This is a genomic window from Aeromicrobium duanguangcaii (assembly GCF_024508295.1).
In the GTDB taxonomy this organism is placed as follows: domain Bacteria; phylum Actinomycetota; class Actinomycetes; order Propionibacteriales; family Nocardioidaceae; genus Aeromicrobium; species Aeromicrobium duanguangcaii.
Genome location: NZ_CP101990.1, coordinates 1156174 through 1170279 on the forward strand (window position 1 = coordinate 1156174; position 14106 = coordinate 1170279).

Consider the following 14106-nt stretch of genomic DNA (forward strand, 5'->3'; position numbering starts at 1 on the left):
GCCAGCCTAACGGTGGCCTCAGGCCATCCGCGCGACCTCCAGGTCGACGTCGAACCGCACGAGGTGGCGCGCCGCCGCGGGCCACGGTGACTGCCACGCGCCACGGACCATGCGCACGCCGGGCGACTCGAGCCAGCGCAGCAGGGTCTCGGTCTCCTCGATGAGCGCCGACGGGACGGGCCGCAGGGCCGGCTCGACCGACTCGGCCGTGGACAGCAGCGTGTCGACCCACCCGGCCGTGGCGCCCCGCGTGGTGGCCACGTGGCGCGGCAGGATGGCCGCGGCCGCGAGGCGACCGTGCCGGATGACGTGGACCTGCCACCCGTCCTGGTGCGGGGCCGCGGCGATCACCTCGGGCTCGCGGGCGAGGGAGTCGAGCCGCTGGGTGCGGCGCACGGCGCGGATGAGGCTCGCGGCGCGGTCGCGCAGGACGGCCGCGTCCTCGAACCGCTGGGACTCGGCCAGATGGGCCATGCGGCGCTCCAGGTGCGTGACGACCTCGACGGGGTCGGCCGTCATCGCGGTGCGGACGCGTCCCACCTCGTGCAGGTAGTCGGCTGAGGAGATCGCGCCGTCGCAGGGGGAGAGGCACTGGCCGAGCTCGGCCAGCACGCAGGCCGCCCGGCTGGGCAGGATCGGCAGACGCCCGGTGCACTGGCGGATCCGGAACGCGTCGTGCAGGGTCGCCAGCGCGGCCTCGGCCTGACGCCGGCTGCCGAAGGGGCCGATGTGGGTGGCCCCGCCCTCGGTGACCTTGCGCACGATCGAGACGCGCGGCCAGGGCTCGTCGGTCAGGCGCAGCCAGGAGAGGCGGTCGGGGAACTTGGAGCGACGGTTGTACGGCGGGCGGTGGCGGTCGATGAGGCGCAGCTCGCGGACGCGGGCCTCGGTGTCGGTGGCACAGACGACCGTGTCGACCCGCTCGGCCAGCGAGATCATCTCGCCCATCCGGCTGCGGGTCTCGGCCTTGGTGAAGTAGGAGCGCACGCGGGTGCGCAGCGACCGTGACGTGCCGACATAGAGCACCTCGTCGCGCGCGTCGCGGAAGAGGTAGACGCCGGGGGCGTCCGGGACGTTGTCGGCGAGGTGACGCTTGCGGCGCTGCTGGGGCGTGACCTTGGCGGTGAAGGTGGCCACGTCCTCGACCGTGGCGACGTTCCAGGTGCCGAGCCGCTCGAAGAGGGCGTGCAGCACGTCGACCGTGGCGCGCGCGTCGGTGAGGGCTCGGTGATCGGGCTGGACGGGGGAGAAGCGGGCGGCGAGCGTGGCGAGCTTGACGTTGGGGACCTCGTCGCGGAGCAGCACCCGGCGGGCCAGCGGGACCGTGTCGATGACGTCGAAGCCCGGCCACGTGATGCCCAGCTCCTTGGCCGCGTGCTTGAGGAAGCCGACGTCGAAGGGCGCGTTGTGGGCGACCAGGACGGTGCCGTGGGCGAACTCCAGGAAGCTGGGCAGCGCCTCGGCGATGCGGGGCGCCTCGACGAGCATCTGGTCGGTGATGCCGGTCAGGACCGTGATGAACGCCGGGATCAGCTGGTCGGGGTTCACGAGGGTCTGGAACTCGCCGAGGATCTGGCCGCCGCGCACCTTGACCGCGCCGATCTCGGTGATCCGCGATCCCTTGGCCGGCGACCCGCCCGTCGTCTCGAGGTCGACCACGCAGAACGTGGTGTCGTGGAGCGGGCGACCGCCCCAGTCGATGTCGGGATCGTCGAAGGCGGGTTGGTGCGGTGCCATGGATCAGACCGTAGGTCGCGGGTCCGACGAATCCGGGCAGGCGGTGCCGCAGAGCGAATTTGTCGGACGTCACACCTAGCGTCGCGGGCATGAACGAGATGGAACCCACGGCACCGGTCGTCGTCGACTGTGACAGTTGCCTCGTCCGCTGCCCAGCCGTGTGCGGGGACTGCGTCGTCTCCGTGCTGCTCGGACCGCCCAGCGACGTCGCCTTCGACGCCGACGAGCGTGCCGCACTCGACACCCTCGCCGCCTCGGGGCTCGTGCCCCCGCTCCGCCTCGTGGTGGGCCTCAGCGATCCGGAGCCGCACCGCGACGCCGGTTGAATCCCCTGGGCTGCCCGACGTACAGTTGCGTCCGTGTCGCCGACGGCGACACCGCCGAATCGTCCGAGACCCGCGTGGTCGACGACGAGCCGGGGAACCAAGGTACGTGGGGTGAATCGACCGGCTTGCCGGTCGTAGGGCAATACCGAGGCCCGAATCCGTCAGCTCACCTGGTAGGCGTCGAGGTATACAGGAGTTGTCTTCGTGCGCTTTCGCACTGCTGCAGCCGCCATGGCTGCATCGGCCGTCGTGGCCGGTTCTTTCATCATCGTCTCCCCAGCCAACGCCGATCCCGAGGTCACTCGGGCTGATGTCGAGAAGGCATTCGACCGCGCCGAGGCCGCCAACGAGGCGCTCAACCAGCTCACCGTGGACGCCGAGGACCTCGACGCCCGCATCGAGGAGGTCAGCGCCGAGATCGCCAAGATCCGCAAGGTCTACACCGTCCAGCGCGACGAGCTGGGCGCCGACATCGTCCAGCAGCACATGGAGCAGCCGCTCGGCCCGACGGTCGGCCTGCTCGGCAGCAAGGACCCGGATCTGTTCATCGAGGGCCTCAGCGCCATCGACGCGCTGAACACCACGCGCGCCGACGCGCTGGAGTCGTTCACGCGCACCCGCGTCGAACTGCAGAAGCGCCGCGCCCAGCTGGCCGAGCACGAGGACGAGCTCGCCGCCAAGGTCGCCAAGGCGAAGAAGACCGAGGCGCAGCTGACCGAGTCCTACCGCAAGGCCAAGGCCGACTTCGCCCGCCTCTCGGCGCCGCAGCAGTCGGCCATGAACGAGGGCGGCGACGTCAAGCCGGTGAGCAACTCCGGCTCCGGCGCGGCCAAGGCGGCCATCGCGTTCGCCATGAGCCAGCTCGGCGACCCCTACGTCTACGGTGGCACCGGCCCGGACGGCTGGGACTGCTCCGGCCTGATGATGAAGGCCTACGCCGCGGCCGGGGTCTCGATCCCGCGCGTCGTCGGCCCGCAGATCGCGGCCGGTCGCAAGATCTCGGCCGGCGAGCTGCAGCCCGGCGATCTCGTCGCCTACCCGAGCATGGCCCACATCGGCATGTACCTCGGCGGCGGCAAGGTCATCCACGCGCCCCGTCCGGGCAAGAGCGTCGAGATCACCAGCCTGTCCTCGGGCTTCGGTGTCTACGCGCGCGTGTCCTGACCCGCACCGCGCTCAGAACACAGAGAACGGGCACACAGAGAACGGCCCCCGGCGCACTGCGCCGGGGGCCGTTCCTCGTCCTGGGTCTCAGCGGACGTAGAGCGCTTCGATCCGGTCGTGCAGGTCGCGCACGACCATGTGGCGCTTGACCTTGAACGAGGGGGTCAGGTACCCGTTCTCCTCGGTCCAGTCCTCCTCGAGGATCGCGAACTTGCGGATCGCCTCGGCGCGCGACACCTGGCTGTTGGCGTCGTCGACCGCCTTCTGGACCTGCTCGAGCAGCGCCGGGTCGTCCAGGTCGCCCTCCCACGCCTCACGGTCGATCGTGACGAGCGCGGCGACGAAGGGCTTGCCCTCGCCGACGACCAGGCACTGGCTGACCAGCGAGTGCGAGCGCACGCGGTCCTCGAGGATCGCCGGCGAGACGTTCTTGCCGCCCGCGGTGACGATGAGCTCCTTCTTCCGGCCGGTGATCTTGACGAAGCCGTCCTCGGTGACCTCGCCGAGGTCACCGGTCGAGAACCAGCCGTCCTCGCTGAGCACGTTGCGCGTGGCGGCCTCGGCGTTCCAGTAGCCGACGAACACCTGCGGCCCGCGGAACTGCAGCTCGCCGTCCTCGGCGATGCGGACCTCGACACCGGGCATCGGCGGGCCGACCGTGCCGATGCGCTGCGCGCCGGGATGGTTGACCGTCAGCGCGGCGGTGGACTCGGTCAGGCCGTAGCCCTCGAGGACGTTCACGCCGATGCCGCGGTAGAAGTGCCCCAGCCGGTCGCCCAGGGGAGCGCCGCCGGAGATCGCGAACTCGGCGCGGCCGCCCAGCGCGTTGCGCAGCTTGCTGTAGACGAGCTTGGAGTACAGCGCGTGCTTGGACTTGAGCGCCAGGGAGGCGCGGCCGGTCTCGGTGGCGCGGCTGTAGGCGATCGCGGTCCGCACGGCCGCATCGAAGATGCGGCCCTTGCCCTCGGCGTACGCCTTGGTGCTGGCGGAGTTGAAGACCTTCTCGAACACCCGCGGGACGGCGAGGATGAAGGTCGGGCGGAACTGGCCGAGGTGGTCGACCAGGTTCGCGATGTCGGCGGTGTGGCCCAGGACCGAGCCGTAGCGGATCGCGCCGACCTGGATGATCCGGGCGAACACGTGCGCCAGTGGCAGGAACAGCAGCGTCGAGGCGCCGTCGGCCGCGAACATCGCGTCGAGGCGGATCTTGGCGCCCGCCAGCTCGGCACGGAAGTTCGCGTGCGTCAGCTCGCAGCCCTTGGGGCGTCCGGTCGTGCCGGAGGTGTAGATCATGGTCGCGAAGTCGCCGGGCACGACGGCCGCGCGGCGCTTCTCGACGATCTCGTCGTCGATGTCGACGCCCTCGGCGGCCAGGGAGGTCAGGACGTCACCGAGCGGACGGATCGACGTCAGCTCGGGCGTCTCGCGACGCGCCTCCTCGATGCGGAGCCGGTGGTCCTCGTTCTCGTAGAAGATGTGCGTCGCACCGGAGTCGGCCAGGATCCAGGCGATCTGCGAGGCCGAGGAGGTCTCGTAGATCGGGACGGTCACGGCGCCGATCCACCAGTTGGCGTAGTCCAGGACCGTCCACTCGTACCGGGTCTTGGCCAGGATCGCGACGCGGTCGCGGTGGGCGATGCCGTCGGCGAGCAGGCCCTTGGCGGCTGCGATCACCTCGGCGTGGAACTGGGCGAGAGTGACGTCGACCCAGGCGCCGTCGACGACGCGGCGCAGGGCCACCTTGTCGCGGTCGGCCTCGAGCCGGTCGAGGATGTCCTGGCTGAGGGTGCCCCAATCTTCGACGGTCACGGCGGGGGATTTCTGCGTGCTCACAGACAGCACCGTACCTTCCCGCCGATGGCGGTCCCGCGCCGATAGGCTGTGCGGCAGTCGAGGGAGGTGGACATGGCGCGCACCGTCAGTGACATCGTGATCGAGGCTCCGCCCGCTGCTGTGATGTCGGTCATATCGGCGTTCGACGCCTACCCCGACTGGGCCACGGGGATGCGCGAGGTCACCGTGCTGGAGCGGGACCGGCAGGGCCGGCCGCAGGACGTCCGGTTCGTCGTGGACTCCGCTCCGATCCGTGACACCTTCACGCTGCGCTACGAGTGGCGCGACGAGCGGCTGGTGACGTGGAGCCTGGTGCCGCAGGACGAGACGATGCTCTCGGCGATGGACGGCTCGTACACGCTCGACGCCGTCGCCGGCGGACGCACGCGGGTGACCTATCAGCTGGCGGTCGAGCTGCGGCTGCCGTTGCTGGGCATGCTCCGGCGCAAGGCCGAGAAGGTCATCGTCGACACCGCTCTGAAGGGCCTCAAGCGACGCGTTGAGAGCCGGCCCGGTGTCTGAGCGGCTCGCCGTCGGGATCGATGTCGGCGGCACCAAGATCGCCGGCGGCGTCGTCGACGAGGACGGCCGGATCCTGGCCCGGGCGCGCCGCGCGACCCCGACGACCGATCCGACGGCGGTCCTGGACGCGATCACCGAGATCGTCGAGGAGTTCCGCGACCAGTACGTGATCCGGGCGGTGGGCGTGGGCGCGGCCGGCTACGTCGACGTCACCGGGTCCACCGTGGTCTTCTCGCCGCACCTGGCCTGGCGCAACGAGCCGCTGCGCGACGCCGTCGTGCGGCGCACCGCCCTGCCGGTCCTGGTCGACAACGACGCCAACGCGGCCGGGTGGGCCGAGTGGCGGTTCGGGGCGGCCCAGAACCACCCCGACGTCGTCATGGTCAACCTCGGCACCGGAATCGGTGGCGCGATGGTGCTCGACGGGCGTCTCTACCGCGGGCACTCCGGCATGGCGGGGGAGTTCGGTCACCAGCGCGTCGTCGAGGACGGCCTGCCGTGCCCGTGCGGCAACCGTGGCTGCTGGGAGCAGTACGCCAGCGGTCGCGTGCTCGAGCGCCGTGCGGCCGCTGCCGTGGCCGAGGGCTCGGAGATCGGCCGAGCCCTGATCGAGCTCGCCGGGACGCCGGAGCAGGTCGACGGATCGACCGTCGGTCGCCTGGCGATGGCCGGTGACGCGGAGGCGGTCGCCTGGGTGGGCGACGTCGGCCGCTGGCTCGGCATCGGGCTGGCCGACCTCGCGGCGGCGCTCGACCCGGGGATCTTCGTCATCGGCGGCGGGGTCAGCGCGAACGGCGAGACGCTGCTGCGTCCCGCGCGCCACGCGTTCTCCGACCACCTGACCGGACGGGGCTACCGCTCCGAGGCGCGGATCGTCGCGGCGCACCTGGGCAACGACGCCGGCCTGGTCGGCGCGGCCGACCTGGCGCGGCTCAGAGCGCGGCGCCGTCGTCTGGCCAGTCCGGGTTACTCGGTCCGCGGTCCGGCAATTGCGAGATCAGATAGACGACGGAGGCGACGACCGCGATGACCACGAGGGCGGCCGCGAAGGTCGGCAGCGGCATGGACGCCATCGTGGTGATCAGCAGCAGCGCGGGCCCGCCCACGAAGACGAACCAGGCGAAGCGGACGCGTCCGCGCGAGCGCAGCTGAGCGGGTCCGACCTCGCGGTAGAACTGGTCGTCCGCCGTCTCCTGCGCCTCGGCTGCGAGACGCCGCTCCTCACGCGCCTGCTCCTCGGCGCGCTCGCGCTCGGCCGTCACCCGGGCGGCGGAGGCGTCGAAGTCCTCCAAGCCGGTCAGGTCCAGGTCCAGGCCCTCGACGATCCGGTCGAAGTCGTCCGATGACGAGGATGCGTCGTTCACGGCGGCCTCCCGGTGGATACGGCCACCCTCAGGGGGTGGGAGCGTGATCGGCGATGAACTGCGCCGACGTCTCCATGATGAACTGCGCATCATGATCGAGCGTCGCGACGTGGTAGCTGTCCCGCAGTTCGATCAGCTCGCACTCCGGGGATGAGACCCCCTCGAGCACCAGTCCGGCGGTGATCTCGTCGACGACGTGGTCCTCGACCGAGCGGAACATCAGCAGGGGAGCGGTGACGCGGTCGAGGTTCTCGCGCACGTCACGCCACAGCTGCAGCTGGGAGGCCAGCGCCTTGAGGGGCGTGCGGTCGTAGGCGACCTCGTCCTGTCCGGCCAGCTTGATGTCGTTGCCGACGCCGGCGAGGGAGGGCACGACGCGGCTGAGCAGCGGGACCGCCAGCAGGTCGCGCCGCTTCAGGGCGATCGCGGGGTTGACCAGCACGAGGGCGTCGACGTCCTCGGGCCGCTGCTCGGCCAGGCGCAGGGCCAGTGCTCCGCCCATCGAGAGGCCGCACACCGCGACCCAGTCGCACTGCGAGCGCAGGTCGGTCAGCGCGTCGTCCACCTCGCCGTACCAGTCGCGCCACGTCGTCGTGTTCATCTGCTGCCACGTGGTGCCGTGGCCCGGGAGGCGAGGCACCGCGACGGTGTGGCCCAGCTCGGCCAGGAACCGGCCCCAGGGGGCCATCGACGCCGGCGATCCCGTGAAGCCGTGGCTCAGCAGGATCCCGACGCGGCCGCCGGGGGCGTAGAAGGGCTCGGCGCCCGCCCGGACGGGGGCGTCGCCGTGCGAGGAGGAGTCGGACATGACGCCATCGTGCCCCATGTCACGCTCGGCGGCGGAGCGGCGCGGTAATGTCTCGTCCGTGTTCTATTGGTTCCTGAAGTTCCTGGCGCTGGGTCCGGTGCTCAAGTTGATCTTCAGGCCGTGGGCCGAGGGCACCGAGAACGTCCCGCGCGAGGGCGCCGTCATCCTGGCCAGCAATCACCTGTCGTACAGCGACTGGCTCTTCATGCCGCTGGTCATCCCGCGCCGGGTGACGTTCGTGGCCAAGGCCGAGTACTTCGAGGGGACCGGTCTCAAGGGCTTCCTGCAGCGCCAGTTCTTCTCCGGATCGGGCCAGGTCCCGATCGACCGCAGCAGCGGCACTGCCGCCGCCGGCGCGATCCGCACGCAGCTGCGGCTGCTGGCCGACGGCGAGGTCTGCGGCATCTACCCCGAGGGCACGCGCTCGCACGACGGCAAGCTCTACCGGGGCCGCACCGGCGTCGCGCGGCTGGCGCTCGAGGCGAAGGTCCCGGTGATCCCCGTGGCGGTCATCAACACCGACGTCGTCGCCCCTCCGGGCAAGATCTTCGGCCGGTACGCCCGCCCCGGCGTGCGCTTCGGCAAGCCGCTGGACTTCTCGCGCTACGACGGGATGCAGGACGATCGCTACATCCTGCGCGCCGTCACCGACGAGATCATGTACGAGATCATGAACCTCTCCGGCCAGGAGTACGTCGACCTCTACGCCCCCGACGCGAAGAAGCGCGACAAGGAGCTGGAGAAGCAGGCCGCCCGCGAACGTGAGCGGGCCGAGGCACAGGAGATCTGGGAGGAGATCGCCGAGTGACGGGCCGGGCGGGCTCGCTGCGCTTCGCCCTCGATCCCGCGCTCCGCAGAGCTCCGCACGGGCCGGCCGGCTCGTCGCTGCGCTGCTCGTCATGGATCTGGACGTCGTCGGAGTCCGGGTAGCTGGTCGCGTATCCTTGGCGGGTGAGCATCCCCAGCCTGGAAGACCTGCGTGCGATCGGTGCTGCCCAGCAGCCGACGTACCCCGACCTCGACGCGCGGGACCGTGCCGTCGAGAAGCTGAGGAAGATGCCGCCGCTGGTGTTTGCCGGCGAGTGCGACTCCCTGCGCGACAAGATGGCGGCCGTCTCGCGCGGCGAGGCCTTCCTGCTGCAGGGCGGCGACTGCGCCGAGACGTTCGAGGGCGTCACCGCCGAGAACGTCCGCAACAAGCTGCGGGTCCTGCTGTCGATGGCGGTCGTGCTGACGTACGCCGCGAGCGTCCCGGTCGTCAAGGTCGGCCGCCTCGCCGGGCAGTACGCCAAGCCGCGCTCCAGTGACACCGAGACCCGCGACGGCGTGACCCTGCCGGCCTACCGCGGGGACGCGGTCAACGGCTTCGACTTCACCCCCGAGGCGCGTTACCCTGACCCGCAGCGGCTCGTCGACGTCTACCACGCCAGCAGCGCCACGCTGAACCTCGCGCGCGCCTTCACGACCGGCGGCTACGCCGACCTGAAGCAGATGCACACGTGGAACACCGACTTCGTGCGCAACAGCCCGGTCCGCGAGCGCTACGAGCGCATCGGCGACGAGATCGACCGCGCGCTGGCGTTCATGGAGGCCATCGGCGCCGATCCCGACGAGCTGCACACGGTCGACTTCTACTCCTCGCACGAGGCGCTCGTGCTCGAGTACGAGCACGCCCTGACCCGCATCGACTCGCGCACGAACCTGCCGTACGACGTGTCCGGCCACTTCGTGTGGATCGGCGAGCGCACGCGCCAGCTCGACGGCGCGCACGTCGAGCTGCTGAGCCGGATCGCCAACCCGATCGGCGTCAAGCTCGGCCCCACGAGCAGCGCCGACGACGCGCTCGCGCTCTACGAGAAGCTCAACCCCGACCGGGTCCCCGGCAAGGTCACCTTCATCACGCGCTTCGGCGCCGAGAAGATCCGCGACCTGCTGCCGACCCTGGTCGAGAAGGTCACCGCCGCGGGCGCCGAGGTCGCGTGGGTCACCGACCCGATGCACGGCAACACCTTCGCCACCGACAACGGCTACAAGACCCGTGAGTTCGACGCCGTCATCGACGAGGTCCGTGGCTTCTTCGAGGTGCACCGCTCGCTGGGCACGTGGCCCGGCGGCCTGCACGTCGAGCTCACCGGCGACGACGTCACCGAGTGCCTGGGCGGTGGCATGAAGTTGTCGGCGCAGGACCTCGAGCACCGCTACGAGACGCTGTGCGACCCGCGCCTGAACCGCGCCCAGTCGCTCGAGCTGGCGTTCCTCGTCGCGGAGATGCTCTCCGGCCGCTCCTGAGGGTCGGGGCGCGCTCGGCGCGCCCCACCCCCCACGGCCCCTTGCGCCGGGCGGCTCAGGACAGGAAGACCGTCACGGTCGAGCCGCGCTTGATCTTCTTGCCGGCGTCGGTCATCTGGTACTGGACCTTCGCGTCGCCGCCGGCGAACGGGTTGCGCGCGGCGTTCAGCTTGAGCCCGAGCGCCTCGAGGGCGGCGCGTGCCTCGTCCTCGGTCTTGCCCTTGAGGTCGGGCACCGCGACGAGCGGGGGACCCTGCGAGACCGTCAGCGTGATCGTGTCGCCGCGCACGCCGGTTCCGGACGAGGGCGTCTGGCTGATGACGCGGCCCTTCTTGACCGAGTCGCTGTTCTCCTCGACGGTGCGGACGGTGAAGCCCTCTCCCTCGAGCTCGGCCTTGGCCTCGTCGGCCTCGTCGCCGGCGTGGTCCTCGATCTCGATCGGGCGCGGGCCCTTGCTGACGACGAGGTCGACCTCGGTGTCGCGCTTGACCTGATCGCCGACCTTGTGGCTCGAGGACTTGATGATCCCGTCGGTGGGGACCTTGTCGCTGAACTCCTCGGTGACCTCGCCGACGCGCAGGTGCAGGGCGCCCAGGATCGTCTCGGCCTCGGCAACGGTGCGGCCCTGGATGTTGGGGATCTCGTACCGTTCCTTGCCCTTGGAGAGCGTGACGGTGATGGGCTCGTCCGGCAGCAGTCGCGAGCCGGCGTCGGGGTCCGTCGAGACGACGGCGCCCTTCTCGACGACCTCGGAGAACGCGGGGTCGCCGATCTCGACGGTGAAGCCGGCCGCCTCGGCGGCCTCGACCGCCTCCTGACGGTCCATGGACACCAGGTTCGGGACGATCTCGTACCGCCCGATCGCGAGGTACCAGCCCAGCAGGGCGGTGGCGGCGAGGGCGGCCACCGCGGCCATGAGCAGCACGGGGCCGCGGCGGCTCCGGGGCGTCGCGACGGCCGCCGCCGGGGGCACCGTGGCGGCAGGCGGTGCGGCGCCGAAGGTCGTGGTGGGCTCGCTGACCGAGGTCGTCGCCCGTGTCGGCGGGCCGTCCATCCAGGAGGCGACCGGAGCCGTCAGCTCGACGTCGGCCGGCAGACGGTCGAGCGTGGGCATCTCGGCCGGCGTGGGGCCGGCGCCGGGCAGCAGGTCGGCGGTGAGGTCGGGATCGTCGGCGAGGCCGGCGGCGAGGGCGCGCTGGACCTGACGAACCTGGTGCAGCAGCACGCGGGCGTCGGGGGAGCGGCGGCCGCGGTCGCGCGTCATGGCGCGCATCACGAGGGCGTCGAGGTACGGCGGGATGCCCGGCTGCAGGGTGGAGGGCGGCTTGACGTCCTCGTTGACGTGCAGGTGCGCCACGGCCAGCGGCGAGTCGCCGACGTGGGGCTTCGTGCTCGTCAGCATCTCGAAGAGCATCGCGCCACAGGCGTAGACGTCGGTGCGCGGGTCAGCGCCCTGATGGGTGATGACCTCGGGTGCCAGGTACGACACCGTGCCCACGAGGACGCCGTCGAGCGTCGACTCCGTGCTGATGGCGCGGGCCAGGCCGAAGTCGGCCAGCTTGACCTCGCCGGTCGTCGAGATGAGGACGTTCTCGGGCTTGATGTCGCGGTGGATCAGCCGGGCGTCGTGCGCGGCGGACAGGGCCATGAGCACCGGCTCGAGGTACGACAGCGCCCGCCGCGGGGGCATCGGCGCCTCCTCGCGCAGGACGTCGCGCAGGGTGCGGCCCGGGACGTACTCCATGACGAGGTAGACGGTGTCGCCGTCGACGCCCTGGTCGTAGACCGAGACGATGCCGCGGTGGTTCAGCTTGGCGGCGGACTGGGCCTCGCGGACGAAGCGCTCGGGGGCCTCTGCGAGGTCCGTGTCGGGGTGCATGATCTTCACGGCCACGACCCGGTCGAGGCGCAGATCGGTGGCCCGGAAGACGCTGGCCATGCCCCCGCGGGCGATGCGTTCGTGGATCACGTAACGCTGGTCGAGCGTCCGCCCGACCAGTGCGTTGTCATCCGTGACCGTCATCCACGCCTCCTGAGAACACCTTGATTCTAGGGGTCGCTCCCCGAAGTGCTGTGGTCCGGCGGATCAGCGGACGCGTCGCGTCGCCGCGTCGACCAGCGGGTCGAGCACCGCGGCCGCCTCGTCGCCGAGCACGGCGATGGCCCGCTCGGCCTGCGCGACGAGACGATCGATGTCGCGCTCGACCTCGGTCAGCGCGCCGCTGGCCTCGATGAGGTCACGCAGCTCGTCGACGCCCTCGGGCCGGCCCAGCAGGGACAGGACGCGGGCGTCGCCGGTGACGTCGGCCGTCCGCGCCACGAGGACGGTGCGCTTGCCCTCGCGCAGGTCGTCGCCGGCCGGCTTGCCGGTGTCGGCGGGGTCGCCGAAGACGCCGAGCACGTCGTCACGCAGCTGGAAGGCCTCGCCCAGCGGCAGGGCCACGTCGGTCAGGCGGGACAGCAGCGTGTCGTCGCCCCCGGCGAGCGCCGCACCCACGTGCAGCGGCCGCTCGATCGTGTACTTGGCGGACTTGAACCGGATGACGTGCATGGCGCTGGCAACGTCGAGCGTCTCGCGGGTCTGGGTCAGCACGTCGAGGAACTGGCCGGAGACGACCTCGGACTTGCAGGCGTCCCACAGCAGCGCCGTCCGGGAGTCGGGCTCGGCGCGACGGAAGTGCTCGTCGGCCCACGACAGCATGAGGTCTCCGAGCAGTATCGCGACCCGGGCGCCGTACTGCTCGGGGTCGCCGACCGCGCCGGCCGCGACGTGGCGCGCCTCGAAGTCGCGGTGCACGCTCGGCCGGCCGCGGCGCGTGTCCGAGCCGTCCATGAGGTCGTCGTGGACCAGGGCGCTGCCCTGGAGCCACTCGAAGGCGGCGCCGGCGGCGGCGATGCGCGGATCGGCGGGGGAGCCGCCGGCGAGCAGCCAGCCCGCGTGGCAGAAGGTCGGCCGGAACAGCTTGCCGCCGACGGTGAAGTCGACCGCCGCCTGCACGAGGTCGCCGACCGCCGGGTCGACCTCGGTCAGCAGGACGCGCTGGTCCGCGACGAAGGAGTCCAGCTGTCGGGCGACAGCTGTCCGAAAAGTGGGATCGTCTGCCGGGCTGGTCACCTCGGTGACGATACCGTTGTGGTCATGCCCGACACCGACGACGCCGCACGCGAGGACCCGATCCTGCAGGCTCTCGCCTCCGACCGGCCCGCGGTCTCGTTCGAGTTCTTCCCGCCCAAGGACGACGAGGGCGAAGCCCAGCTGTGGCGCACGATCGACGATCTCGCGCCTCTCGAGCCGACCTTCGTCTCGGTGACGTACGGCGCCGGAGGGACCAGCCAGGACCGCACGGTCCGCATCACCGAGCGCATCGCGCGCGAGGCCCCCATGCCGCCCGTCGGCCACCTGACCCTGGTCGGCCAGAGCCGCGGTGAGATCGAGACCGTGCTGAAGCAGTACGTCGCCGCCGGCGTGCGGCACGTGCTCGCCCTGCGCGGCGACCCGGCCGGTGGCCCCCGCGCCCCGTGGGAGCCGCACCCCGACGGCATGAGCCACGCGATCGAGCTGGTCGAGCTGGTGCACGAGGTCGGCGGGCTCTCGGTGGGCGTCGCAGCCTTCCCCGAGGGACATCCCGACGCGGACGGACTCGACGCCGACGCCGACGTCCTCGTGGCCAAGGCCCGGGCCGGCGCGTCGTTCGCGATCTCGCAGCTGTTCTTCCGCGCGGACGACTACTTCGGCCTCGTCCGCCGCATCCGTGAGCGCGGCTGCGACCTGCCGATCGTGCCGGGCATCATGCCGATCCTGAACCTCAAGCAGGTGGCCCGGATGGCCGAGCTCTCCGGCGCCGAGATGCCGCGCGAGGTGCTCGACCAGATCGAGCCGCTCGCCGACGACCCGAAGGCGGTGCGGGCCAAGGGCATCGACCTCGCGACCGAGCTGTGCCGCGAGCTGATCGCCGGCGGCGCCCCGGGCCTGCACTTCATGACGCTCAACCGCTCGCCCGCGACCCGCGAGATCTTCGAGCGGCTGCGCGCCGACGACGTGATCTGAGCCCGCTGCCTCGCG

Annotated in this window: 13 protein-coding genes and 1 riboswitch; of the genes, 7 read left to right on the top strand and 6 right to left on the bottom strand. The window is 71.4% G+C overall.

Features of this window, described 5'->3' with window-relative positions; translation table 11 throughout:
- Positions 1–18: 18 nt before the first annotated feature.
- Positions 19–1737, bottom strand: coding sequence for a DEDD exonuclease domain-containing protein (locus tag NP095_RS05880; protein WP_232416899.1), 1719 nt, complete (start codon positions 1735–1737; stop codon positions 19–21).
- Between the two features lie 89 nt (positions 1738–1826).
- Here NP095_RS05880 and NP095_RS05885 point away from each other — a divergent pair, with 89 nt between their 5' ends.
- Both NP095_RS05885 and NP095_RS05890 read left to right on the top strand, forming a co-directional pair.
- Positions 1827–2063, top strand: a complete 237-nt coding sequence (locus NP095_RS05885; RefSeq protein ID WP_306173288.1) for a hypothetical protein — start codon at positions 1827–1829, stop codon at positions 2061–2063.
- Between the two features lie 42 nt (positions 2064–2105).
- Positions 2106–2258: riboswitch (cyclic di-AMP (ydaO/yuaA leader) on the top strand.
- 9 nt (positions 2259–2267) lie between these two features.
- Positions 2268–3227: a C40 family peptidase gene (locus NP095_RS05890; protein ID WP_256766125.1), complete on the top strand. Its 960-nt coding sequence runs from the start codon at positions 2268–2270 to the stop codon at positions 3225–3227.
- Between the two features lie 87 nt (positions 3228–3314).
- On the opposite strand, the gene NP095_RS05895 is transcribed toward NP095_RS05890, so the two are convergent.
- Complete coding sequence (locus NP095_RS05895; RefSeq protein ID WP_232416897.1) at positions 3315–5060, bottom strand: AMP-dependent synthetase/ligase; 1746 nt, start codon at positions 5058–5060, stop codon at positions 3315–3317.
- Between the two features lie 72 nt (positions 5061–5132).
- On the opposite strand from NP095_RS05895, the gene NP095_RS05900 reads away from it, so the two are divergent.
- Positions 5133–5582: an SRPBCC family protein gene (locus NP095_RS05900; protein WP_232416896.1), complete on the top strand. Its 450-nt coding sequence runs from the start codon at positions 5133–5135 to the stop codon at positions 5580–5582.
- Positions 5575–6612, top strand: coding sequence for an ROK family glucokinase (locus NP095_RS05905; protein WP_232416895.1), 1038 nt, complete (start codon positions 5575–5577; stop codon positions 6610–6612). The genes NP095_RS05900 and NP095_RS05905 overlap by 8 nt, the downstream gene beginning before the upstream one ends.
- Here NP095_RS05905 and NP095_RS05910 read toward each other — a convergent pair.
- Together NP095_RS05910 and NP095_RS05915 are read right to left on the bottom strand one after the other, a co-directional pair.
- Positions 6515–6946, bottom strand: coding sequence for a hypothetical protein (locus tag NP095_RS05910; protein WP_232416894.1), 432 nt, complete (start codon positions 6944–6946; stop codon positions 6515–6517). The two genes, NP095_RS05905 and NP095_RS05910, sit on opposite strands and share 98 nt — an antisense overlap.
- A gap of 28 nt (positions 6947–6974) precedes the next feature.
- Entirely contained in the window at positions 6975–7754 is a 780-nt protein-coding gene (locus NP095_RS05915; RefSeq protein ID WP_232416893.1) for an alpha/beta hydrolase, read from the bottom strand.
- Positions 7755–7812: 58 nt separating this feature from the next.
- Between NP095_RS05915 and NP095_RS05920 the strand changes: the two genes are divergently transcribed.
- The gene (locus NP095_RS05920; RefSeq protein ID WP_232416892.1) at positions 7813–8562 is read left to right on the top strand and encodes a lysophospholipid acyltransferase family protein; all 750 of its coding nucleotides are present in this window, start codon (positions 7813–7815) and stop codon (positions 8560–8562) included.
- A gap of 143 nt (positions 8563–8705) precedes the next feature.
- A complete protein-coding gene (locus tag NP095_RS05925) occupies positions 8706–10043 on the top strand; it encodes a class II 3-deoxy-7-phosphoheptulonate synthase (RefSeq protein ID WP_232416891.1) in 1338 nt (445 codons plus the stop codon).
- 55 nt (positions 10044–10098) lie between these two features.
- Here NP095_RS05925 and pknB read toward each other — a convergent pair whose 3' ends face one another.
- Positions 10099–12066, bottom strand: coding sequence for a Stk1 family PASTA domain-containing Ser/Thr kinase (gene pknB / locus NP095_RS05930; protein ID WP_232416890.1), 1968 nt, complete (start codon positions 12064–12066; stop codon positions 10099–10101).
- 63 nt (positions 12067–12129) lie between these two features.
- Positions 12130–13158 (bottom strand): polyprenyl synthetase family protein, encoded by a 1029-nt coding sequence (locus tag NP095_RS05935; protein WP_232416889.1) that lies wholly within the window; start codon positions 13156–13158, stop codon positions 12130–12132.
- Between the two features lie 24 nt (positions 13159–13182).
- On the opposite strand from NP095_RS05935, the gene metF reads away from it, so the two are divergent.
- On the top strand, positions 13183–14091 hold the full coding sequence (gene metF, locus NP095_RS05940) for a methylenetetrahydrofolate reductase [NAD(P)H] (protein ID WP_232416888.1): 909 nt from the start codon (positions 13183–13185) through the stop codon (positions 14089–14091).
- The last annotated feature ends 15 nt before the right edge of the window (positions 14092–14106 follow it).

Coding starts and splice junctions, on each gene's coding strand:
- NP095_RS05880 (WP_232416899.1), bottom strand. CDS start 1,737: ATGGCACCGCACCAACCCGCCTTCGACGATCCCGACATCGACTGGGGC.
- NP095_RS05885 (WP_306173288.1), top strand. CDS start 1,827: ATGAACGAGATGGAACCCACGGCACCGGTCGTCGTCGACTGTGACAGT.
- NP095_RS05900 (WP_232416896.1), top strand. CDS start 5,133: ATGGCGCGCACCGTCAGTGACATCGTGATCGAGGCTCCGCCCGCTGCT.
- NP095_RS05915 (WP_232416893.1), bottom strand. CDS start 7,754: ATGTCCGACTCCTCCTCGCACGGCGACGCCCCCGTCCGGGCGGGCGCC.
- pknB (WP_232416890.1), bottom strand. CDS start 12,066: ATGACGGTCACGGATGACAACGCACTGGTCGGGCGGACGCTCGACCAG.
- metF (WP_232416888.1), top strand. CDS start 13,183: ATGCCCGACACCGACGACGCCGCACGCGAGGACCCGATCCTGCAGGCT.